This is a genomic window from Mesorhizobium neociceri (assembly GCF_013520985.1).
In the GTDB taxonomy this organism is placed as follows: Bacteria; Pseudomonadota; Alphaproteobacteria; order Rhizobiales; family Rhizobiaceae; genus Mesorhizobium; species Mesorhizobium neociceri.
In genome coordinates this window covers 163,587-185,506 of the sequence record NZ_JACDTY010000001.1, presented here as the reverse complement: position 1 = coordinate 185,506, position 21,920 = coordinate 163,587, and the positions used below count along the sequence as shown (strand labels likewise).

The 21,920-nt window shown below is 62.0% G+C and carries 21 protein-coding genes; 6 read left to right on the top strand and 15 right to left on the bottom strand.

Annotated features, from left to right (window positions below; genetic code table 11):
- Positions 1-47 precede the first annotated feature (47 nt).
- From H0241_RS00825 to H0241_RS00780, 10 genes are all read right to left on the bottom strand, one after another.
- A complete protein-coding gene (locus H0241_RS00825) occupies positions 48-203 on the bottom strand; it encodes a hypothetical protein (RefSeq protein ID WP_181055542.1) in 156 nt (51 codons plus the stop codon).
- A gap of 41 nt (positions 204-244) precedes the next feature.
- Positions 245-481, bottom strand: coding sequence for a tautomerase family protein (locus H0241_RS00820; protein WP_181055541.1), 237 nt, complete (start codon positions 479-481; stop codon positions 245-247).
- 15 nt (positions 482-496) lie between these two features.
- The gene (locus H0241_RS00815; protein WP_181055540.1) at positions 497-1,207 is read right to left on the bottom strand and encodes an SDR family NAD(P)-dependent oxidoreductase; all 711 of its coding nucleotides are present in this window, start codon (positions 1,205-1,207) and stop codon (positions 497-499) included.
- A 151-nt stretch (positions 1,208-1,358) separates the two neighbouring features.
- On the bottom strand, positions 1,359-2,294 hold the full coding sequence (locus tag H0241_RS00810; protein WP_181055539.1) for a LysR family transcriptional regulator: 936 nt from the start codon (positions 2,292-2,294) through the stop codon (positions 1,359-1,361).
- Positions 2,295-2,557: 263 nt separating this feature from the next.
- Positions 2,558-4,603 (bottom strand): SPFH domain-containing protein, encoded by a 2,046-nt coding sequence (locus H0241_RS00805; protein WP_181055538.1) that lies wholly within the window; start codon positions 4,601-4,603, stop codon positions 2,558-2,560.
- Positions 4,604-5,055: 452 nt separating this feature from the next.
- Entirely contained in the window at positions 5,056-6,255 is a 1,200-nt protein-coding gene (locus H0241_RS00800) for a mandelate racemase/muconate lactonizing enzyme family protein (RefSeq protein WP_181055537.1), read from the bottom strand.
- An 8-nt stretch (positions 6,256-6,263) separates the two neighbouring features.
- Positions 6,264-6,590, bottom strand: a complete 327-nt coding sequence (locus H0241_RS00795) for an NIPSNAP family protein (RefSeq protein WP_023767759.1) — start codon at positions 6,588-6,590, stop codon at positions 6,264-6,266.
- Positions 6,591-6,636: 46 nt separating this feature from the next.
- Positions 6,637-7,995, bottom strand: a complete 1,359-nt coding sequence (locus H0241_RS00790) for a mandelate racemase/muconate lactonizing enzyme family protein (RefSeq protein WP_181055536.1) — start codon at positions 7,993-7,995, stop codon at positions 6,637-6,639.
- Between the two features lie 62 nt (positions 7,996-8,057).
- Complete coding sequence (locus tag H0241_RS00785) at positions 8,058-9,224, bottom strand: mandelate racemase/muconate lactonizing enzyme family protein (protein WP_181055535.1); 1,167 nt, start codon at positions 9,222-9,224, stop codon at positions 8,058-8,060.
- Between the two features lie 54 nt (positions 9,225-9,278).
- On the bottom strand, positions 9,279-9,989 hold the full coding sequence (locus tag H0241_RS00780) for a GntR family transcriptional regulator (RefSeq protein WP_181055534.1): 711 nt from the start codon (positions 9,987-9,989) through the stop codon (positions 9,279-9,281).
- 209 nt (positions 9,990-10,198) lie between these two features.
- Here H0241_RS00780 and H0241_RS00775 point away from each other — a divergent pair, with 209 nt between their 5' ends.
- The 6 genes from H0241_RS00775 (at position 10,199) to H0241_RS00750 (ending at position 16,784) form a co-directional block, all read left to right on the top strand.
- Complete coding sequence (locus H0241_RS00775; protein WP_181055533.1) at positions 10,199-11,677, top strand: ABC transporter substrate-binding protein; 1,479 nt, start codon at positions 10,199-10,201, stop codon at positions 11,675-11,677.
- Positions 11,678-11,754: 77 nt separating this feature from the next.
- Entirely contained in the window at positions 11,755-12,714 is a 960-nt protein-coding gene (locus tag H0241_RS00770; protein WP_181055532.1) for a carbohydrate ABC transporter permease, read from the top strand.
- Positions 12,711-13,601 carry a carbohydrate ABC transporter permease gene (locus H0241_RS00765; protein ID WP_181055531.1) on the top strand — a complete coding sequence of 297 codons (891 nt, stop codon included), beginning with the start codon at positions 12,711-12,713 and terminating at the stop codon, positions 13,599-13,601. Before H0241_RS00770 ends, H0241_RS00765 begins: the two co-directional genes overlap by 4 nt.
- A gap of 124 nt (positions 13,602-13,725) precedes the next feature.
- Positions 13,726-14,823 (top strand): ABC transporter ATP-binding protein, encoded by a 1,098-nt coding sequence (locus H0241_RS00760; RefSeq protein ID WP_181055530.1) that lies wholly within the window; start codon positions 13,726-13,728, stop codon positions 14,821-14,823.
- 30 nt (positions 14,824-14,853) lie between these two features.
- Positions 14,854-16,017: a mandelate racemase/muconate lactonizing enzyme family protein gene (locus H0241_RS00755; RefSeq protein ID WP_181055529.1), complete on the top strand. Its 1,164-nt coding sequence runs from the start codon at positions 14,854-14,856 to the stop codon at positions 16,015-16,017.
- A 23-nt stretch (positions 16,018-16,040) separates the two neighbouring features.
- Positions 16,041-16,784: a ribonuclease activity regulator RraA gene (locus tag H0241_RS00750; protein WP_181055528.1), complete on the top strand. Its 744-nt coding sequence runs from the start codon at positions 16,041-16,043 to the stop codon at positions 16,782-16,784.
- Between the two features lie 45 nt (positions 16,785-16,829).
- On the opposite strand, the gene H0241_RS00745 is transcribed toward H0241_RS00750, so the two are convergent.
- The 5 genes from H0241_RS00745 to H0241_RS00725 all read right to left on the bottom strand — a co-directional run bounded on the left by H0241_RS00745 (position 16,830) and on the right by H0241_RS00725 (position 21,845).
- Positions 16,830-17,870, bottom strand: coding sequence for a DUF930 domain-containing protein (locus H0241_RS00745; protein ID WP_181055527.1), 1,041 nt, complete (start codon positions 17,868-17,870; stop codon positions 16,830-16,832).
- A 118-nt stretch (positions 17,871-17,988) separates the two neighbouring features.
- Positions 17,989-18,786 (bottom strand): ABC transporter permease subunit, encoded by a 798-nt coding sequence (locus tag H0241_RS00740; RefSeq protein ID WP_181055526.1) that lies wholly within the window; start codon positions 18,784-18,786, stop codon positions 17,989-17,991.
- 2 nt (positions 18,787-18,788) lie between these two features.
- Positions 18,789-19,646: a 2-aminoethylphosphonate ABC transporter permease subunit gene (locus H0241_RS00735; protein WP_328824585.1), complete on the bottom strand. Its 858-nt coding sequence runs from the start codon at positions 19,644-19,646 to the stop codon at positions 18,789-18,791.
- Positions 19,639-20,784: an ABC transporter ATP-binding protein gene (locus H0241_RS00730; RefSeq protein ID WP_181055525.1), complete on the bottom strand. Its 1,146-nt coding sequence runs from the start codon at positions 20,782-20,784 to the stop codon at positions 19,639-19,641. The genes H0241_RS00735 and H0241_RS00730 overlap by 8 nt, the downstream gene beginning before the upstream one ends.
- A 29-nt stretch (positions 20,785-20,813) precedes the next feature.
- On the bottom strand, positions 20,814-21,845 hold the full coding sequence (locus H0241_RS00725; protein ID WP_181055524.1) for a 2-aminoethylphosphonate ABC transporter substrate-binding protein: 1,032 nt from the start codon (positions 21,843-21,845) through the stop codon (positions 20,814-20,816).
- Positions 21,846-21,920: the final 75 nt, after the last annotated feature.

Genomic DNA, 21,920 nt, shown 5'->3' with positions numbered 1-21,920 from the left:
AGGTGTCAAATAGGCGATAACGCCATGCCTGGACGCAGTCCGTTCGGTTAACAGGAAGAGCCCCAGCGGACGATGCAGTCGTGGATGATCGTCGTCGCGACCTGTTCCGCGGGGTCGCGTGCGATCAGCTCGACGATGCTGTCGATGAAGGCGGTGTGATCGAGCGCAAGCGTCGTCAGATTGTGGCTCTCCCAGGCCGCCATCGCAATGACGGCGGGCCGCCACGGCGTGGCGGCCCGGTTGGTTAGCTGTTGCCGGCGGCGCGGCGCCTTCGATACTCAGGCACCGGCAATCCGCCCCAGCCCCAGTTTTCCAGTTCAACCTCCTCGATGACGACAAAGGTCGCCTCAAGCGGCTTGTGGAGCACGTCGAGCAGCAACTGGCTGACCCCGGCGATGAGCGCGGCCTTCTCTTCGGTGGTGACGGAATCCCGGCCAGGGGCAGATCCCTCACGCGTGACTTGAATGGTGACGATGGGCATGGCGACCTCCCCCCTTTAATGACCGGCGCTCTGGCCGCCATCGACATGCAGGATTTCGCCTGTCACGAACCCTGCGGTTTCGAGGTAGAGTACGGCTTCCACGACGTCACGCAGCTCGCCCATGTGCTTGACCGGATGCAGCGCAGCCAGGAACTCATGGTTTTCCGAAGCGTGCATCGAGGTCTTGATGATGCCGGGCGACACGGCATTCACGCGCACGCCCTTGTCGGCATATTCGATAGCCAGTGCCTTGGTGGCCGAATTGAGCCCGCCCTTGGTCAGGTTGGCCAGCACCGTCGGCACGCCGGCCACGGCATGATCGGTCAGGCTCGTGGTGATGCTGACGATGTGGCCGGAACCCTGCTTCAGCATCTGGGCGGCGACTGCCTGGGTCATATGGAAGAAGCCGGCCAGATTTGTCGAGATCTTGGAGGCGAAATCCTCAGTGGTGTAGTCGGTGAACGGCTTGGCGATGAAAATGCCGGCATTGTTCACCAGCGTGTCGATGCGTCCGAACCGCGCAATGGTTTCTTTGACGACACGATCTGCTGTCGCGGGATCGCCGATATCGCCGGCAATGGCGAGGATATCCTGGTCGCTGCCTTGCTTGATCGAACGCGAGGTGGCGACGACCTTGAAGTTGCGGTCGCGGTATGCCTTCACCAGGGCGCCGCCGATGCCCTGCGATCCCCCGGTGATGACGACGACTTTCTGTTCGTTGCTCATGATCTGTCCTGTCTTGAAAGAGGTCCGGCAGGCCAATTGCTGCCGTCGACCCGTTGAAGCGGGCCGGCCACGGATATCGGATCGATCAGGAAACGGCAGAATAGCTGCTGCTCGGCAGGCATCCTTCCCCAAGCCGGAAGAATGAGCGCAGTCAGTCCTTGAGAGCGTCGGCCTGCGCTGACAGTCTTGCAAACTCGGCGCGCAGGCGCGGAACCGCAAAGTCCACGAAGGTACGGACCTTTGGCGCCAGCGTACGGCCGTGAGGCGTGAGCAGGTGCACTGGCAGAGCGGGGGGTTCGGCGTCACGCAACACGATCTTCAGCGAACCGTCCTGGACGTGCTCGGCCACATGGTAGGTGTAGAGACGCGTTACGCCATGGCCGCCTACGGCCGACGCCAGCGCGGCGCGAACGCTGTTGACCACCAGCCGGGGCTTGAAGTGGACTGAGCGGGCGATGGTGCCGCCCGGCGGTGGCGCAAAGACCCACGCGTCATGACCGAAATGCGTGGTCGTCACGATGCGATGCCTGGTCAGATCCGCGGGCTCGACGATGCGCGGATGCTCGGCGAGATAACGCGGCGACGCCACGATCACACGCTTGACGTCACCGCCCACCCGCACCGCGACCAGGGACGAATCTGGCAGTTGCGCGACGCGAAGGGCAACATCGATCCCCTCCTCGACGAGATTGGCGTGGCGGTCGAGCAGGATCAGATTGACCGCCACGGCCGGATAGGCGTCGAGATAAGCGTCGATGACCGGGCGCAGAATTTCCTCGCCGCTGATCGGCGGCGCGCTGATCGTCAGCGTTCCTCGCGGCGCGGCGCGCTCGCCGGCGACGGACATGTCGGCTTCCTCGAGATCGATCAGGACACGCCGGCAGGCTGAGGCGTACCGCTCGCCCGCTTCGCTGAGCTTGATCGACCGCGTCGTGCGGTGCAGGAGTTCGGCGCCGACATGCTGCTCGAGAAAGGCAATGGCGCGGCTGACCGCAGCCGGCGAGCGTTTCAGCTTGCGTCCCGCGGCCGCCAGACTGCCCTCGTCCAGCGCCGCCACGAACACCCGCATGGCTTCGATACGGTCCATCTATTCTTCCCGGATGCGCAACATTACCGCCGGATTCTCAACGAGAAATCCGGTTGTGGCAACAATCCATGCCGCATCGTCCCCGACGATTGTGCCGATATCGGGAAGGTTTTCTGCCGCGCGCCCGCCTTCATTCGATGCGGGAGCGCTTTCGCATGCCCCTGTCTATGCGGGTGAACGGATCGGCCGGCATGAGTGGGCTCCTGCGCCTCGCCGCGGTATGTTTCGGCAAGGCGCCAAATGGGCCGGTGGCCCACCCTCAATCATTCCTCCTCAACCGGTGCCGGGATCTCTTCCGGTAGGCTTTGCGGTCCAACCCGGTCGGCGACGAGCATCGAAAGCATCATCTCGACAAGGCCATTGGCAGCCCCCTTCTCACCACCGGTAGCGCCGATCTGGATCTGCGGCACGAGCGGTATCCTGCCATTCTCGATCGCCTCGGCGAAGCGCATGAGAACCTGCGAGTTGAGCTGATAGTCCGGGCCGCCGAAGGCCGCGACCTTCTTCTCGGTGGCCTCGGCCTCCGCCAGACCGAGGGCGCGCACCTTCTCGGCTTCAGCAAAACCGGTCGCCTTGATGCGTTCGGCATCGGCAAGCGCGATAGCCTTGATCATGTCGGCCTCGCCCTGGCCGCCGAGGCGCACCTTCTCGGCCTCTGCCTTGGCAGTGACCTGAATGGTTTCCGCCTCCTGGCGGGTGCGGGCGAGTTGCGCCTTGCCCTCGTTCTCACTGATCTCGATGGTAAGTGCCGACGTCGTGATCTTGGCTTGCTGTTCGGCGAGCGCCTCCTTCTCACGCAACGTGCGTTCCTGAATGGCCGCCTTCTCTTGCAATTTATAAGTCTCGACCTTTTCGACTGCGATCTGGCGCTCGCGCAGCTGGATCAGGATCTGCTCTATGCTGTTTTGGCCATTGGCAGCACGGGGCGTACCAATCAGCACTTCCTGCAGCTCGAGGCTGTAGGTATTGAATTTTTCGCGCATCTCCTCGCCCGATTTGCGCTGGATATCGCTACGCTCCTGCAAAAGCTGGATCAGCGTCTTTGTCTGGGCGATATTCTTGAAGTAGGCAGAGACCATCGGATCGAGCGTCTGTTCGACCAGCCGCTTGATGTCACCGAAACGCTGAACCACGAGCGGCGCCTTCATATAGTCGATATGCACGACGACGGAGAGTGGCAGCACAGGCTCGAACGCATCCTTGGTGATCAACGACACTTCAGACAGGTTCTCGTCCAGCCTGTGTTCGCCAAACTGCTCCTTCGTCCATTTGAGCACGAAGTTGGTGGTCGGCACGGTGATGATTTTGCCGGCATAGGTATTGAACGCATACTTGCCTGGCAGTAGCGGCGTCGACCAGACACCGCGTGCGCCGATTTCGACCAGCTCGCCGTGACGGTATGCCTGCCCGGATATATCCGTGCCGTGTCGGCCGTTGTAGGAGACGACGACACCCACCGTGCCAACGTCGATGATCGTCTTCTCGACCAGTTCGATGGTCGCGAAAATGCGATTGAGGAAATAGCTACCGTCGGCCAGTACCTGCAGCTGCCGGCCACGGTAGCCACCGGCATTGAGAAACTTCTCCGGGTCCTGAAAATTGTTGTGGAAGTTCGGGTCGTTCGGATCGTTGGCGACGGTCGGTGCTATGATCTCGCCGTCCGGTAGGGCCGGACCGTCATGGATGGTGACGATGCCGATCATGTCATCGGCATTATGGATGACGACCGGCTCAAAGCCGCCCCGTTCCGAGATCATGCTGGACATATTGGAAAAAAGGCTTTGTTCCGACGAACTCAGATTGACGGAATAGATCGACTGGGCGGTCAGCACGATGAATTGTGCGAGATTGATGGCATAGGTGCCTTCACGCAAGATCTTGCGTTGCGGTCCTTTCTGTCCGCCTTTTTCGAGAAAGCCGCGCACATCCTGGAAATCATCGGCGTCGGTGTTGGAAGCAAGTGTCTGCGTCGGAGGCAGCGACTTGCCATCACGGGCAAAGACATAGCCGATCTGGCCCTGCGGGATGGTGACAAGATTGGCGCGATGCATCGAATATTGGAACGGCATGAAGAAATGCAGGCCACCGCGCACAACTTCCGGCTGGTAACCTGCCTCACGGTTGAGCGCAATGAAGCCATTGCTAACGGAGCCGCGAAAGCTCCATAGTTTTTCCAGGATGCCGAGCCTGTCGTTTGGGATGTAGCGGACCACGCCGCTCCACCGGAACAGGATTGCCAGCACGATGGCCAGCACGGCTATCTCGATCGCCATCCATTCCATCGGGCCGACATATTGTAGGGCTTCCATCTGTTGTCTCCTATGGGCGCGCGGGTTCGTTCACCCGAGGGCCACCCGGTTGCTGTTGATTGATGAAGCGGGGAGATTGCGCGCCGACACGCTCGACGCACCAAGGGCGTGTCGAACGTTTGGGCTGCTCTTTGTATGGGAAAATAACCGCGCATCCCGAGTCCCCAGTAAGGGGAAGCGTGGTCGTGAGCTATGTCACATCGGTGTTGCCTTGACAGACATTACAACAAGTGACGTAGGGATCGCGACAACAGGTTTAAAGATACTCCGCGTGGAAATCGCATAAGTATTTCCAAACGCTTTTATTTCGAAAGCGTGGTGGTTGGCTTTTACAAATTGGCAAGAGCGCAAAATGGCGCTCTTGCCGGCTTAGAACCGTCGGCCTCCGATCCGGCCGACAGCAGCAAACTTCGAGGGATGTCGCTGGCCGGTGGCCTTAGTGGCCGCAAGCGCTAGTCGAAGAAACCGGCGTCCTCTTCCGCGAGATATTTCTTCGCTCCCGCGGCATCGATGTCGAGGCCCAGCCCCGGTGCTTCGAGCAAGTCGACCATGGAATCCCTAACGATCTGCCCTTTGGGCAGGCCAATGACGATGTCTTCCCACCAGGGGTCGGAGGCGCTGGGATATTCGAAGGCGATGTAGTTGGCGGGCAGTGCGGCGCAGACATTGATCAGCGCGCCGAGGCCGAGCAGACCGTTCGCCGTGCCATGCGGCGCCATCATGATCGAGTGCATATAGGCGTGCTCGGCCACCCATTTGAGCTCGGCGATGCCGCCTATATCGGCCGGGTCCGGGCCGATGACGCGCACCGCCTGCGTCTCGATCAGTTCCTTGAAATTATGCCGCAGGTAGATCTGCTCTCCCGTGTGGATCGGGGTGGACGTGGACGTCGTGAGTTCGCGATAGGCCTGCGGATTGACCCACGGTACGTAGTCGCCGGTCAGCATATCCTCAAGCCACATCAGATTGTATTTTTCGACGGCCCGCGCAAAGCGGATGGCGTCGGGCAGAAACCAGCCGGGACCGCAATCCAACGCCAGCGAGACCTTGTCGCCCAGCACCTCCTTCATGGCAATGACGCAGTCGATCATGTGCGCCATGCCGCGCTCGCTGATCTGCCCCTGGTCCATTGCGCCGTGATAGGTCGGCGGCTGGCGCACGCCATAATGGAAGTCGGGGACGCTGGTCTTCATGTTGGAGTGGAAACTGATGCCTTGCTTGACCATGAAGAAGTTTTCAGGCCGCCCCATCATCCATTTGACGTCGGCCGCGTAATCCTCGGGCTTGTCGCCGGTGCGCTTCTTGCGGATGGAGCCGTTATAGACCCGCACCTGGTCGCGCACCTTGCCGCCGAGCAGTTTGTAGACCGGGACGCCGGCGGCCTTGCCGGCGATGTCCCACAGCGCATGCTCGATGGCGCTGACGGCGGCGCCGTAGGGCTTGAACGAGCCGCGCTGGCGGATCTTCAGCATGCAGCGTTCGACGTCGGTCGGGTCCTCGCCGATCAGCGCGTCGCGGAAATGCAGCACCCAGGGCTTGAGATAAGGCTTGGTGTATTCGACCTCGCCGAGGCCATAAAGGCCTTCGTCGGTGACGATGCGGACGATGGGATGCTTGCCGATGACGGCGCACCGGAGATCGGTGATCTTCATGATGTCCTCTATTTCACCGACGAGAAGGCGGTTGGCGCGAGAAACTGGCTGGAAATATTGGCCAGGATCGGGCCATCGCGCTCGGACTCGTCGCGGACCTTGAGCCATGCCGGATCGGTGGTGAAGGCCTTCCATTTCACTTCACGCTCGGCAAGGGATTCCCAGGCGACGAAATAGGTCAGTCGATTGCTGCTTTCGCCGACCACCGTGGTGAAGAACCCGGCCTGGCGGATGCCGTGCTTATCCCACAGCGCCAAGGTATGGTCGTTGAAACGCTTGAGCAGCGCCGGCAGCTGGCCCGGCAGGCAGTCGTAAATGCGAAGTTCGTAGATCATGGTCGATCCTTCTGTTCACCTCTCCCCCAAAGGGAGAGATGTAGCGTCAGCTCCAGGTGCGGTCCCAGGAATATTCATCGTCCCAGTGATCGGTCGGCTGCCAGATGCCGGTGACGCCGGGCTGCAGGTGCTGGCTGATCACTTCGTCGACGACGTCGTCGATGCCCAGGCCCGGCTTGTCGGGGACGGTGATGAAGCCGTCCTTGACCAGCGGCTTGGGCAGGCCGGTGACGATGTCGTCCCACCAGTCCACTTCGACGCTGTGATATTCGAGCGCCATGAAGTTTTCCGTCGCCACCGCCACATGGGCAGCGGCCATTGCCGCGATCGGGCTTTCCGCCATGTGAATGGCCATCGCAACGCCATGCTCCTGCGCCGCGTCGCCGATCTTCTTGGTCTCGAGAATGCCGCCGGTGGTCAGCAAATCCGGGTGGATGACCGAGATGCCCGCTTTGAGCAGCGGCTCGAATGCTTCCTTGAGGTAGATGTCCTCGCCCGTGCAGATCGGCACCGACGTCGCCTGCTGCAACTGGCGATACTGCTCCGTGTACTGCCAGGGGATCACGTCCTCGAGCCAGGCCGGTGCGTATTTCTCGATCCGCCGGGCGAGACGGATGCCGTCCTGCAGCGAGATGTGGCCGACATGGTCGATGGCGAGTGGAACCTCGTAGCCGATCACCTCGCGGACCTCGTGGATATACTGATCGAGCAGGTCGATGCCCTTTTCCGTGAAGTGCAGGCCGGTGAAGGGATGCGGCACGTTCTGCGCGTCATAGGCGGCATTGCGCGCCCGGCGCTCTTCCAGCGTGCGCGCCCGGCCGCGGGCGGCATGGGTGCGGAAACCGTCGAGCACGCCGGCCGGCGCCACCACCGCGCCCGGTATGTGGGATATCTGCGCCAGACCGAGGTCCATCTTGAGGAAGGTGAAGCCGAGATCCATCCGCGCCTTGAGCCGCTTGCCGGTCTCGGTGCCGCTGGGCTTGTCCGCGTCGGTGTCGCAATAGACACGCACCTTGTCGCGGAACTGTCCGCCGAGCATCTGGTAGATCGGCACACCGTACGCCTTGCCGGCGAGATCCCACAGCGCGATCTCGATTGCCGAGACACCGCCACCTTGCCGTCCATGGCCACCAAATTGCTTGATGCGGCGAAACAGCCGGTCGACGTCACAAGGGTTCTCGCCCAGCAGCCGGCTCTTCAGCATCAGCGCATAGGTCGCGCTGGCGCCGTCGCGCACTTCGCCCAGGCCGACAATGCCTTGGTTGGTGTAGATCTTGATGAGCGCAGAGGTGAAAGGCGCACCGACGATCTCGGCGACACGCAGGTCGGTGATGCGCAGTTCGGACGGCTTGGAGTTCGTATTTACCCGATTGAGCGCCTCGCCGGCGCTACCCGTCTTTGCCATGGCTTATCCTCGTTCTGATCGGCGGGCTTGTCGCCCCGCACGCCCGGCCGGCATGAGCGTTGCTAGCTCAGCTCTATCTCGTGGGCCTGCAGGTAGTCGTGGTTCATCTCGACGCCCAAGCCAGGCCTCGAGGTCAGCTTGAGGTTGCCGTTCGAAACGTCGAGCCGTCTGTCGATGAGGTGATTGTATTTATCCAGGTTCCACTCCGACGTTTCGAGCTTGTAGAAATTGGGAACCGTCATCATCACCTGCGCTCCCGCAACCACGTTGATCGGTCCCGCGGCGTCATGGGGCGAGACCGGGATGTAGTAGGCTTCGCACAGGGCGGAAATCTTCTTCAGTTCGGTAATGCCGCCGGTCCAGGTAACGTCCGGCATGATGTAGTCGGCAAGCCTGTTCTCGAGCACCGGCACGAAATCCCACTTCGTGTGGCCGCGCTCGCCCCACGAGATAGCGGCGCTGACCTTCTCACGCACCTGCTTGAGGGCATTGAGGCTCTCGGGCGGGCAAGGCTCCTCAAACCAGTCGATCTGGCCGGCTTCCTCGAGGCTTCGGCAGAGGCGAATGGCGGTAGGAACGTCGAAGCGGCCATGCGCGTCGATCAGAATGTCGACATCAGGCCCCGCCGTTTCGCGGATCAGAGCCGTGAGTTCGGCGGCCTCGCGCTCGTCCTTGCGGGTCATGCTGCCATCGAGGTAGCCGTCCCGCTGTTCGCGCGCCAAGCCATCGGCGGTGCGACCCTGGTGGGGGAAAGGATCGAACTTCAGCCCCGTGTGTCCGGACTCGACGATGTCTCGAATTTCGCGGACCACAGCCTCCTTGCTGGTAAACTTGCGTTGGTTGGGATGGGTATAGAGCGCGACCTCATCGCGTACCGGTCCGCCCAGCAGCTCGTAAATCGGCTTGCCGAGAACTTTGCCCCGGATGTCCCAGAGCGCTATGTCGATGGCGCTCACGCATTCGACTGCGGCGCCGCGGCTGCCCATATAGGTGAAGCTGCGGAAAATCTTGTGCCAGAGATGCTCGATACGCGCCGGATCCTCGCCTGTCACGGCGACACCGATCTGCCGCAAGATCGTGCAGAGAGCGCGGTTGGCGAGCCTTGTGGTGGTGGTGATTTCTCCCCAGCCACTCACCCCTTCGTCGGTCGTCACCTCGACGAACAGGAACTCTCCCCAATAGGAAGCATCGGACTTGATCAGCCACGGCCGAACGCTCGTGATTTTCATCTCTCAACTACCTCTATCTGATTGTCGGGCCAATGAGGTTCTGGGCTGGAAATTCTATCCGGCTCGAGCGGCGTTGCGCGCACGCATCTGTTCGAGAACGTGCCGGCCGGAACCCTCGACATGGCGGGCAATGAGTTCGGCGGCTTTGTCAGCCTCTCCTGCCTTGGCGAGTGCGATGAGTTCGCGGTGTTCGCGAATGATCGCGGCACGCCGTGCGAGCGTGAAATTGAAGCGCCGGCTCACGGCGCGCAGCACCTCGCGATGCTTCCACCACAGCTCGGCGGCATGGCGATTATAATGCCGCTGGTACATCACGGTGTGGAAGGCGGTATCGAGTTCACTGTGTCTGAATGGGTCGGCGAAATTGTTCTCTTCAATCATGCTTTGGAGACGTTCGAGTTCGGCGATGTCCTCGCCGGTCGCCATATTCACGAACCATCGCGTCAGGGCCGGCTCGATCAGAACTCCGATCTCGTAGATATCCCGGACAAAATCCTGATCTATGGGTCGGACGCGCGCCCCACGGTTGGCGATAAAGGTGACAAAACCCTCCCCGCGCAACAACTGCAGCGCCTCACGCACGGGGTTGGTCGAGGTGCCGTGACGCCGGGCGAGATCGGTGACCACAAGCCGTTCGTTGGCGGCGAGCCGTCCCTCGATGATGTCTTCCCGGATCAGTTCATAAAGCGAGGCGCCCTCGCTTGAGGCTCCGATGGCGTCAATCCCCACGGGTGGCTCTGCTTTGAAATCGCTTGTTTCGGCCAAGGCCGGCTCCCCGGATTAATACACACTCTGCCCGATATCACGCACGGTTCCCAAAAACAATGTACGATCCGACGCGTTGACAGGCAATCCATGATCTGAAAACGTACCAGATGATCGAAGGGATACATTGAGCAAAAGACGCATCCCGCGCGGTCGAACGAGCCGCTTGCCTTGGCGCAGAGCGGCATGGGAGAACCTGGGAGGATACTATGACGAGGATTACACTCGGCGGTGCTGTCCTGCGCGGCACTGTCGCCACTGCTTTGATGGCATCGCTCATGTCCGGATCGGCGCTAGGTGCACCGCCGGTCGACCTGAGCAAATGGTCGCCGGAATATGTGCGCTCCATTGCGGGCACACAGGATTTTGACACGGCCGCCGATTGCGGCAAGGTCACTCCGCTGGACTACAAGGGGCGACTGACATTCTGGTATCAGGGCGTGTTCGAGGGCGACCCCGACCTCCTGCGCCAGTACTACAAGGATTTCTTCGAGACCTTCCGCAAGACCTATCCGAACATCCAGCTCGAGGATCAGGCCCTCACCTACAACGACCTTCTCGACAAATTCCGCACGGCCCTCCTGGGCAATGCCGCGCCGATGGCGGTCCGCCTGCAAATCCTAGGTGGGACCGAGTTCGCCTCGAAGGGCTATCTGGAGCCGCTCAAGCCCGAGGATGTGGGCTATTCGACCGAGGATTTCTGGCCCGGCGCCATGAAGGCCGTGACCTGGGATGGGGTGACCTACGGTATTCCCACCAACAATGAGACGATGGCGTTCATCTGGAACGCCGACATCTTCAAGCGTGCGGGCCTCGATCCGGACAAGGCTCCGGCAACCTGGGACGACGTCGTCAAATATTCCAAGCAGATCCATGACAAGCTCGGCATTGCCGGCTACGGCCTCGTGGCGCGCAAGAATGCCGGCAACACGCCGTACCGCTTCATGCCGCAGCTATGGGCCTATGGCGGCGGCGTCTTCGACGAGGCGACGGCAAACCCGACCTATGAGCAGGTCGAGCTCAATACCCCGCAAAGCAAGGCGGCGCTGCAAGCCTCGTACGACATGTATGTTCGCGACAAGTCGGTTCCGGTGTCGGCGCTCACCAACCAGCAGGCCGACAACCAGCCTCTGTTCGTCGCCGGCCAGCTCGGCATGATGATCTCGCACCCGTCCGACTACAACGTCATGCTCGACCTGCAGAAGAAGGCGACGGGCGCCGACAAGGACAAGGCGCAGACCGTCATCGACAACATGCGCTACGGTCTCATTCCGACTGGCCCCGACGGCAAACGCGCCGTCGTGTTCGGCGGCTCGAACATCCACATCCTGAAGCCCGAATATGTCGAGGGCGGCAAGGTGGACGAGCCGGCTGCAAAGGCGATCATCTGCATGTGGACCAGCCCGGAATGGTCGCTGAAGATGGCCTACGCCGGCTCGAACCCGGGCAACCTCAACGGCTTCAAGACCAAATGGATGAAGGAACGTCTGGACAACATCAAGTTCCTCGACGTCACGACGTCGATGCTGCCATACGGCATCCCGTTCCCGGCGCTGCCGCAGTCTCCCGAGATCATGAATATCATCGTCCCGGATATGCTGCAGAATGCCCTGACCGGAGCGATGACCGTCGATCAGGCGGCGGACGACGCGGCCAAGAAGGTGAAAGACCTGATGGGTGGACTCTAGTCCGAGCCTGACCTGCGACCTGACCGGCTGCGCTGATAGTGCAGCCGGTCGTTCAGAACAATAAGGGCACATCACAAGTGACGACCGTGACCGGCAAGGCCGAGGCTCGCCGAAGATTGCAACCCGGTAGGTCCGGCGGGCTGCGCAAGATATGGGAGCATCGCGCGGACTATGCGTATGTGCTTCCTGCGATCGCGGTTATGCTCATCGTCATCGCCTATCCGATCTACTACACGATCGAGCTGTCGTTCTTCAAAACACCGCCTGGCCTGCAGCTTCGCGACAAGAGCTTCATCGGCTTCGACAACTACACGGCCATCCTCACCAGTGAGGTGTTCTGGAAAGTCACGCTGAACACCTTGATCTGGACAATCGCATCTACTTTCTTTTCCTTTGTCCTGGGATTTGCCGCCGCGCTGGCCCTCCACCGCGAGTTTGTCGGCCGGGGTGTGCTGCGCGCCATCCTGATCATTCCCTGGGTCATCAGCGCGGTTGCCGCCTCCTATATCTGGAAGTGGATCTACCATTCGGACTTCGGAATCATCGGCGCGGTGCTGGTCGGCCTCGGACTGGCTGACCGGCCGCCGAACTTCATCGACAACGTCAGCACGGTGTTGCCCTCCTTGATCGTCGTCAATATCTGGCGCGAGTTTCCGTTTGCCATGATCATGATGATGGCCGGCTTGCAGACGGTCCCCGACCAGTTGTTGCGCGCCGCGGAAGTCGACGGGGCCAACGCATGGCAGCGTTTCTGGCACGTCACCTTCCCGCACCTGAGCAACGTCTCGACGGTGACGATCCTGCTGCTCGCGGTGGCCAACTTCAATTCCTTCATCATCCCATGGATCATGACCGGTGGCGGGCCGTCGAACGCGTCGCACATATGGATCACGCACATTTATGAGCTCGCCTTCGGCCGGCAGCGCTGGGGCGTCGCATCGGCCTATTCGGTACTCCTGTTCCTCATGCTGATGATGTTGGGCTACTTCTATGTCCGTGCGTTGGCCGGCAACGAGCGCAAGGAGGGGGGCGCATGAGCACGATTGTCGAGACAGCCCCTCGAGGTCCGACCCGGCGCCGCATGCGCGTCGACGGATGGCGGTGGGCCGGGCGCATCTTCCTCGTGTTCATGCTGCTGTACACCGCGTTGCCGATGATCTGGATGCTGCTCACATCGATCAAGTCCGGTTTCGCGGCGATGCAGTTCCCGCCGCAATGGTGGCCGGAAGAGCCTACCCTTGCCAGCTACCAGAAGCTGCTCGATCCGCAAAACAGCGTCGGCCAGGACTTCCTCCGCTTTTTCTGGAACAGCCTCTACGTGTCGACGGCCACGACAATCCTTTCGGTGATCGTGGCCGTTCCCGCGGCTTACGCGTTTTCGCGCTTTCGTTTCCCCGGTCGAAACTTCCTGTTCTTCACCGTGCTTTTGCGCAACATGTTCCCGGCAGTGATCTTTCTCGTGCCTCTCTTCATCCTGATGCGCGCGATCGGGCTGGTGAACACGCACGGCTCGTTGATTCTCACCTATCTCACTTTCGGCCTGCCGCTGGCGATCTGGCTGCTCAAGGGCTTCTACGACAACATCCCGGTGCAGCTCGAGCAGGCGGCGCGCATCGATGGGGCGACGCGGTTCCAGGCCTTCATCCTGATCGTGATGCCTCTGTCGACGCCCGGAATCATCGCCACCGCGATCTATTCGTTCATCGGCGCATGGAACGAGTACATCTATGCCTACACCTTCCTCTCCAAGAACGAGCAGTTGACCCTGCCGGTCGGCATACAGCGCTTCTTCTCGGAAAATACGACGGACTTTCCGGGCCTGATGGCGGCCAGCTTCATGATGAGCGTGCCCGTCGTGGTGCTGTTCCTCGTCCTGCAACGATACTTCGTACGCGCCCTGACAGAAGGCGCGGTCAAGCACTAGAGCCGGATGATTTCAGGTCTGTTCGACCTGAAATCTGAATCCGGCTCTAAATCCAAGAGATAGAGCATGATGTCGTCCGAAAACCGCTTCACACTTTTCGGCATCATGCACTAGGGAGTTGCCGATGGCCCACGTGGTCCTCAAAGATCTCGTCAAGACCTATGGCGGCTTCAAAGCTGTCAACGACGTTTCGCTGACGGTCAATGACGGCGAGTTCGTTGCGCTCGTCGGCCCTTCAGGCTGCGGCAAGACAACCACGCTCAATCTTGTCGCTGGATTGATTCCGGTCACATCGGGCGACATCGTCATCGGCGACCGGGTGGTCAACGACCTCGACCCCAAGGACCGAGACATCGCAATGGTGTTCCAGAACTACGCGCTCTACCCGCAGAAATCGGTCTACAAGAACCTGGCGTTCCCGCTGCAGATGCGCAAACTGCCCAGGGACGAGATCGACAGGAAGGTCAAGGAAGCGGCGCGCGTGCTCGACATGACGCACCTGCTCGAGCGCAAGCCGCGCGAACTTTCAGGCGGGCAGCAGCAACGTGTCGCCCTGGGGCGTGCCCTCGTTCGCGACCCCGCTGTGTTCCTCATGGACGAGCCGCTCTCCAACCTCGATGCCAAACTGCGCGTGCAGATGCGGTCGGAGATCAAGCGGTTCCACCAGGACCTCAAGGCAACGATCATCTATGTGACGCACGACCAGCTCGAAGCCGTGACCATGGCCGACAAGATGGCGGTGATGAACGGCGGCTACCTGCTGCAATACGATTCACCGGCGCAGGTCTTTGCCCATCCGGTAAACATGTTCGTCGCCAGCTTCATCGGCAGCCCGGCGATGAGCCTTATCCCGCTGGAAGCATCGACAGCAAACGGCAACACTGCGTTGACCGGCGCGGAGGGCTGGAGCCTTGAGCTCTCACCGCTCAACGCTCAGAAGGTCGCGAAGGCAACGTCCGGGAAAGTCGTGCTCGGCGCACGTCACTCGACGATCAGGCTCCACAAGAGCGCGGTGCCAGGCAGCGTCCCGGCCAGAGCCTACACAGTGGAGCCGACCGGAGACGTCACCTTCGTGCAGGCGTTGCTGTCCGGTGCCATCGTCAACATCAGCGTGTCCCCCAACATCTCCGTCGCACCTGACGAGCAGATCTGGCTCGAGTTCGACCAGGAGCGGATACATCTGTTCGACGGCGAAACTGAACTGGCCCTGAAGGCCGGCTGAGACAAGACGGGGTCATTGGGAACGTTGGCGATGACTGGGAAGCTTAAGATCACCGCGATCAAGCCCTATCCTGTGTGGGTTGGAACGCGCAACCAGATGCTCGTCAAGATCGAGACCGACCAAGGCATCTTCGGCTGGGGCGAGAGCGGCTTGAGCGGCCGCGAGAGGGCAGTGGCCGGCGCGGTCGAGCATTATCGGGAATTTCTTATCGGCCGTGACCCCATGCAGATCGGGCGGATCTGGCAGGAGGCATATCGCAGCCAGTACTTCGAAGGCGGGCGCGTTCTGCAGGCGGCGATCTCCGCCATCGACATCGCCCTGCACGACATCAAGGGCAAGGCGCTGGGGGTGCCGGTCTACGAACTGCTGGGCGGCAAGCAGCGCGACCGCATCCCCACCTTCGCCTCGACCGGAGACGAGGCCGAGGGCGATGCTGCCATCGAACGGGCCCGCGAACTGCGCGCGCAGGGATGGCAGGCGATCCGCTTCTTCCCCGTAGGGCAAAGCAGCAGGGACATCTTCGAGCCCCGCGAGTCGATCGGCCCCACGGCGAGCATGCTGAACAAGGCGCGCGAGGCGCTGGGCGACGACGTCGTCCTCGGTATCGACTATCATCACCGACTGTCGGTGGCGGAGGCGGCGAGCTTCTGCAACAAGCTCGGCCGCGGCGTGCTTGATTTCCTCGAGGAGCCGATACGCGACGAGACACCGGAGGCCTACGAATCCCTGCGTAGGATGACCGACATCCCGTTTGCCATCGGCGAGGAATTTGCCAGCAAGTGGCAGTTCCTGCCCTACATCGAGCGCGGCATCCATCAGTTCAACCGGCTCGATGTTTGCAATGTCGGCGGGCTCACCGAGGCGATGAAAGTCGCTGGCTGGAGCGAGGCGCACTATGTGGACCTGATGCCGCACAATCCGCTTGGTCCGGTGTGCACGGCCGCGACCCTGCATCTCGCCGCCGCGGTACCCAACTTCGCGTGGCTCGAGACCAGGGAACCCGAGACGAAGCTGGGCTTCGACAATTCCGACTTCTTCCCCGTGCAGCCACGGCTCGACGGTGCCGACTATCCCGTCAGCGACCTGCCGGGGCTCGGCGTCGAGGTCAACGAAGCGGCGGTCCAGGCAGAGGCTTTTCGTTTCTGGGAAGCACCGCACCTTAGGCGCCGCGACGGGTCTGTTACGAACTGGTAGTTGCCTTTCATCCGGAGTCCACAATGACGCATACACCTGACATCACGCGGCCGCCCAAAGACCTCATTGACGCGCTGAGGGAAATCGGCGCCGCGACGGTTGCCGGCACGCTTGGCCACATGGGTTTCCGCAATCCGCACATGGTCGGACCGGTGGCGCAGAACCACGGGAAGTCGATCGTCGGGCCGGCGCTGACGCTGCAGTTCCTGCCGCAGCGGCCGGACCTGTTCTCCGAGGGGGAATATGCCGATCCGGAGACGCAACTGCACCGGCACGTGCTCTACCACGCGCAGGAAGGCGATGTCGTCGTCGTCGACGCGCGCGGCGACATGAGCTCGGGCGTCTTCGGCGATATGATGTCGACGTATTTCAAGGGCAGAGGCGGCGCGGGCATTGTCATCGATGGATGCATGCGCGACCGGCCCAATGTCGAGAAGCTCGACCTGCCCCTATGGTTGCGCGGCTGGACGCCCAACTACCATGTGCAAACCAGCATCTATCCGAACGCCGTCAACGTTCCGATAGCCTGTGGCGGCGTCACGGTGATCCCCGGTGACATCATCATCGCCGACGACGACGGGGTGGTGGTGCTTCCCGTCGCAATGGCCGCAAAGGTGATTGAAGAATCGAAAAAACATCACGATTGGGAAGAGTTCTCGCGAGAAAAGCTGATGCAGGGTGCGCCGCTGCAGCGCTACTATCCGCTGCACGACGATGCCCGCGGCGAATATGAGGAATGGCGCAAAGCCAATCGCCCGGCGGATTGACGTGGAATCACGCGGCGCAAGTCGACTGAATGTGCCCACGACAGACTACTGGGCCGTCCCCACCCGAAAGCCCAGCCGACGAGCTTCTTGGTCAAAACGGGCGTTTTCTTCGGGCGAGGCGGCGGCTCCGACACGGAAGTCAAAGGACGTGACCCGCGTCGCATCGGTATCGATTCCGCACCGGAAGCTCACATGGTACCATCCGGTCGTTGCCCGGAACTTCGCATCCGAGTCGACAACAACATTGCCCACCTCCAGCGTTCTAGTTGGCAGCAACTCGGGAGAAAAGGATGCGCCCTTCAGTTCCTCGCCCAGCACGTTGGCGCAAAGTGTGGCAACGCGCTCACCGCGAGATTCGCCGTCCATCGCGGTCGTGGCGAACGGATCGCCGGTAGCGCCTTTCGCGTAGAGCCTGCGGACGCCTGGAAGGCCGGCATAGGCTCGTGACATTGCAGTGGCCACGTCCGTGGAGCTTGGCTTGCTGGCGCTTCCTCCTCCAGGCTTCGAGACCTTTGCAGGCTTCGGGGCGTTTTCGGGTCTGGACTTCGGCGCCTGAGCCGATGCGGGAAGCTCGATGTCACCGTCGTCGCCGGGGGCGGCCAAAGGCTGGTCGCCTGTGTCCTGGGTCGCCTGTTTTTCCTGCGTAGGCTCGGTATCGGTAGGCTTGCTCTCTGCATCTTTTTGCCCGACAGGTGGCTTGGTATCGCCATCCTTGGCCGGCGACGGCGCGCTGTCTTCAGCGCTGTTGCCATCGAGGGATTTCCGCGGGCCGGTATCCTTGTCGCCGAACTGAAAAACAGGCTTCAAGGGCTCGATTTTCGACGGCTTTTCCAGCACAGGCGGCTTTTCAACCTTCTGCTCGGGCGGCTTTTCTACTTTCGGTTCCGGCGGCGTGGGAGCAGGTTTCGGTTTGGGCTGGTCGGGCGGCGGCACGAGCGCGACATTGACCGGCTGCTCCTCCTGCGGCTTTTCCGGAGGCGTGGGCAGGCCGTAGACCAGGAGCGCGGCGATGAGCACGTGCAGGATCAGCGATGCGGGCAAGGCCCACAGCAAAGTCCGACGCCGCTCAGATGTCTCGTCCTTCATCCCTCACGATGTGGAGCGAAACTGCGGCGGCATCAAGCACGGCCGCAGCATTGGCGCAATTTAGCCGCAGCGCGGTAAGAGGATCGACCGGCGCCTGATTGCTACAAGTGATACAAGCCTATGAGCCTGTGGCGCGCGCGGTAACGCGCTCCAGCCCGAGCAGCAGGACCAGCGTCGCTGCCACCAGGATCATGGTGAGGGCGGCACCGGCAAAAATGTCGCCGCGATCGGTCAAGCTGAAGATCGACACCGGCAGCGTCACCCAGCCCGGCGGATAGACCATAACGGTGGCGCCAAGTTCGCCCATTGACAGCGCAAAGCTGAGGCCGAAGGCGGCGACCAGATAGGGTGCGAGCAAAGGCAGCGTGACGTGCCACAGCCGATAGGCCGGCCGGGCGCCGAGGCTTGACGCCACCTGTTCGAAGTCTGGCGACAGCCGGGCGAGACCAGCCGAGACATTGCCGAAGGTGAAGGCCGAGATCAGCACGAAATGCGCGATCATGACGATCGCCACCGTGCCGTTGAGCAACAGCGGCGGATGGCTGAAAGCAACCAGCAGGCCAAGGCCGACCGACACCGAAGGCACTGCACTTGGGATGAAGAAGAGCAGCCCCAGCAGCCGCTTCAAGGCGTGACCTTGCAAACGAAGCGACAGCGCCGCCCAGGTGCCGCTGACCAGCGCCAGCGCGCTGGCCAGGAAACCGGTGATCAGGCTGGCCTTCACCGAGTTCCACGCCGACCCCCTGATGACATCGGTGTAGTGCTCCGTGGTCAGGCCGTTGGGCAGCACGCCGTTCCATTGGTCGGAGAGGCTGGACAGCAGGATCACCGCCAGCGGCGCCAAAAACAGCACGCCGAAGATCAGTGCGAAGAGCAGCCACAGGACAAGGCGACCGGAGCGCGACCAGACCAGCATGGCTAGGCTCCCAACCGGCCGGCGGCGAAGCGGTAGAGACCGAACAGGCCGAGCGACAGCGCGATGTTGATGACGGCGATGATGCAGGCGATCTGATAGGCCGATTCCTGGATCGCCTTGCCATAGATCAGCAGCGGCAGGGTGATGACGCCCTTGGCGCCGATGAACAGCACGATGCCGAATTCGTTGACGGTCAACAGCAGGCATAAGCTACCCCCTGCGATGAGCGCGGGGATCGCCGCCGGCAGGATGACCTGGCGCACGATGCGGAACGGCCGCGCGCCCAGCACGCTTGCCGCCTCGATCTGGCCGCGGTCGACCAGCGAGAAGGCGGCAAGCAACGGCCGCAGGATAAAGGGCGTGTAAACCGTGACTTCGGCCAGCACCACGCCCCAGGTCGAATAGAGGAAATCGACCGGCGGCAGCGGCAGCGAGAAGGTCTCCATCAGCCCGGCATTGAGCATGCCGGCCGAGCCATAGAGGAAGGTGAAGGCGAGCGTCACCAGGAAGGTCGGCAGTGCCATGAACGTGTCGATCAGACGGGCGATGAAGCCTGAGCCGGGGAATGGCACGAAGGCGAGGATCAACGCCAGCACGAGGCCGACGATCAGGCATCCGGCCGTCGCGGAAACCGAGATCGTCACCGTGTTGATCAGCGCGTTGAGGAAGAAGCGCGAATGCAGGACGCGGATGATCTCGGCGGCGTTGGCGACGCCACTGTCGTCGAGGAAAGCCTGCCGGGCGATCAGCGCCAGCGGATAGAAGAACAGCAGCGCCAAAAGGGCTGCCGGCGGCACGATCCAGAATTTGCCGAGCGAGACTTTCGCCATCGGCGCGCGGATGGCGATGGCGTCAGACACCGGCGTCCTCCGGAAGCAGCGAGGTGTCGGCGGGCGCGAAGTACAGCGGCACTTTGACGCCAGGTTCGGGCAAGGCCATCGGCAGTTTCGTCGCCGAGACGCGCACCGGCGTGCCGTCGACATCGAGCACGAGGTGGGTCAGTTCGCCCTGCCAGTGCACTTCCCTCAGCGTTCCGACGATGCGGTTGGTGTGCTCGCTGTCGGCCGTCAGGCTGAGATGCTGCGGCCTGATGCAGAGCAGGCTCTTGTCGCCGGCCTTCTCGTCACGGCCGGCACTGGTGAGTATGACATCGCCGTGCCTTGCCGTGGCAAAGCCCTTCGAGCCGACGCCTTCGGCGATGGTCACCGGCAGAAGGTTGGCACGGCCGAGGAACTCGGCGGTAAACCGGTTTGGCGGGCGGCGGTAGAGTTCGGTCGTCGGCCCATGCGAACAGACCCTGCCGTCGCGCATGATGGCGATCTTGTCGGCCAGCGTCAGCGCTTCTGTCTGGTCGTGGGTGACGTAGAGGATCGTCAGGCCCGGCAGGCTGCGATGCAGGCGAGCGATCTCCTCGACCATGTTGCGGCGGATCTGCGCGTCGAGCGCCGACAGCGGCTCGTCCAGCAGGAGCACGCGCGGCCGCACCGCCAGAGCACGGGCAATCGCGACACGCTGCTGCTGGCCGCCCGAGAGTTCGCGTGGATAGCGCCTGGCAAAGGTCGCCATGCCAACGGTAGCCAGCGCATCCTTGACCCGCTCGCCGATCAGCGCCTTGTCGGCGCCTTGCGCCCTGAGGCCGAAGGCAACGTTGTCTTCCACCCGCATATGCGGAAACAGCGCGTAGTTCTGCACCACCATGCCGAGGCCGCGCTCGTAAGGCGGCAGGTCGGTGACATCGGTTGCACCGATGCGGATGCGGCCGCTGGCCGGCCGCACAAAGCCGGCCACGGCGCGCAAGGCGGTGGTCTTGCCGGAACCGGAGGGGCCGATCATCGCCAGGATTTCGCCCGGCGCGATATCCAGGGTCAGCGGATGCAGGACGACATGCGCGCCATAGGCAACGCTGACCTTGTCGAAGTGAACATTGGAGCCGACGCCGCGAATTTTCGCGGCGTCGATGTCCATGACACTGGCACCTGTAAAGGCTGCGGCCGACATGGCGTTGTCCTCCGGGTTTCCCTTGCGGATCAGCTTCCGGTCACTTCGTTCCACTTCTTGACGTAGTCGGGAAGCTTGCTCAGCGCCTCGTCCCAGTTCGGCGACCAGATGGTTACGCCCTTCATCGCTTCCTGCGCCTTGGCGAAATTGGCGTCGTCCGGCTTGACGTCCTTGCGTGCCGGCATGCCGAGCGCAACCGAGCTGATCGTCGACTGGGCTTCCTTGGCGAGCAGGAAGTCGATCAGCTTCTTGCCGTTGTCGCCATTGGGCGCACCGGTGACGAGGCCGATTTCGTAAGGCAGCGCGAAGGTGGAGCGGGTGCCGTCAGGGCCGGCGGGCCAGAACACCTTGATGTTGGGGTTGTCGGCCATCTGCGACAGGTTCATCTGCAGATCGCCATTGGCGACATGCAGCTCGCCCTTGTTGACCAGCGCGGTCAGCTTGCCGGTAGAGGCGGACGGGCCGACATTGTTGTCCTGCAATTTCTTCATGTACTCGAAGCCGGCATCTTCGCCGCCAAAGGCGTGGATGATCTGCAGCATGACGGCGGTGCCGTCGCCGGCCTGGCCGGGCGTCGAATATTGGATCTTGCCCTTGAACTTCGGATCGAGCAGGTCGTCGTAGCTCTTCGGCGCTTCCGCCAGTACGGCGCTGTTGTAGATGAAGTTCATATAGTTGTTGACCAGCGGCCGGTACTTGTCGGTGCCGCCGTCGATCTGGTCGGCGCCTTCCGGCTTGTAATCCTGCAGCAGGCCGTCGGCGGCTGCGCGCTGGACGAAGGGCGGCAAGGTCACCAGCACGTCGGCCTGCGGGTTTGACTTTTCCTTCGCGACGCGCTCGACGACACCGCCCGAGCCTGCCTCGATATACTGCACGGTGATGCCGGTGGCCTTGGTGAAGGCGGCGAATTCGGTCTCATACCAGCTGCCATTGCCGTCATGCAGGCCGTCGGCGGAATAGATGGTGACGACGCCATCGGCGAGCGCCGGTGCGACAAGAGCCGACGACGCCAGCAGCGACGCGGCGAAGGCCAGTGCGATGGTTGTGTTTCGCGATTTCATGGATCAGTTCCCCTGTGATTGATGGCACATTCTGCGATGCACTGTGACGATCGCGCCGTCGGGATCTTGCCGCCC

Bases quoted from the DNA above. Each gene is read 5' to 3' on its own strand.
- H0241_RS00825 (WP_181055542.1), bottom strand. From the start codon at position 203: ATGGCGGCCTGGGAGAGCCACAATCTGACGACGCTTGCGCTCGATCAC.
- H0241_RS00820 (WP_181055541.1), bottom strand. From the start codon at position 481: ATGCCCATCGTCACCATTCAAGTCACGCGTGAGGGATCTGCCCCTGGC.
- H0241_RS00815 (WP_181055540.1), bottom strand. From the start codon at position 1,207: ATGAGCAACGAACAGAAAGTCGTCGTCATCACCGGGGGATCGCAGGGC.
- H0241_RS00810 (WP_181055539.1), bottom strand. From the start codon at position 2,294: ATGGACCGTATCGAAGCCATGCGGGTGTTCGTGGCGGCGCTGGACGAG.
- H0241_RS00805 (WP_181055538.1), bottom strand. From the start codon at position 4,603: ATGGAAGCCCTACAATATGTCGGCCCGATGGAATGGATGGCGATCGAG.
- H0241_RS00800 (WP_181055537.1), bottom strand. From the start codon at position 6,255: ATGAAGATCACCGATCTCCGGTGCGCCGTCATCGGCAAGCATCCCATC.
- H0241_RS00795 (WP_023767759.1), bottom strand. From the start codon at position 6,590: ATGATCTACGAACTTCGCATTTACGACTGCCTGCCGGGCCAGCTGCCG.
- H0241_RS00790 (WP_181055536.1), bottom strand. From the start codon at position 7,995: ATGGCAAAGACGGGTAGCGCCGGCGAGGCGCTCAATCGGGTAAATACG.
- H0241_RS00785 (WP_181055535.1), bottom strand. From the start codon at position 9,224: ATGAAAATCACGAGCGTTCGGCCGTGGCTGATCAAGTCCGATGCTTCC.
- H0241_RS00775 (WP_181055533.1), top strand. From the start codon at position 10,199: ATGACGAGGATTACACTCGGCGGTGCTGTCCTGCGCGGCACTGTCGCC.
- H0241_RS00765 (WP_181055531.1), top strand. From the start codon at position 12,711: ATGAGCACGATTGTCGAGACAGCCCCTCGAGGTCCGACCCGGCGCCGC.
- H0241_RS00760 (WP_181055530.1), top strand. From the start codon at position 13,726: ATGGCCCACGTGGTCCTCAAAGATCTCGTCAAGACCTATGGCGGCTTC.
- H0241_RS00755 (WP_181055529.1), top strand. From the start codon at position 14,854: ATGACTGGGAAGCTTAAGATCACCGCGATCAAGCCCTATCCTGTGTGG.
- H0241_RS00750 (WP_181055528.1), top strand. From the start codon at position 16,041: ATGACGCATACACCTGACATCACGCGGCCGCCCAAAGACCTCATTGAC.
- H0241_RS00745 (WP_181055527.1), bottom strand. From the start codon at position 17,870: ATGAAGGACGAGACATCTGAGCGGCGTCGGACTTTGCTGTGGGCCTTG.
- H0241_RS00740 (WP_181055526.1), bottom strand. From the start codon at position 18,786: ATGCTGGTCTGGTCGCGCTCCGGTCGCCTTGTCCTGTGGCTGCTCTTC.
- H0241_RS00730 (WP_181055525.1), bottom strand. From the start codon at position 20,784: ATGTCGGCCGCAGCCTTTACAGGTGCCAGTGTCATGGACATCGACGCC.
- H0241_RS00725 (WP_181055524.1), bottom strand. From the start codon at position 21,845: ATGAAATCGCGAAACACAACCATCGCACTGGCCTTCGCCGCGTCGCTG.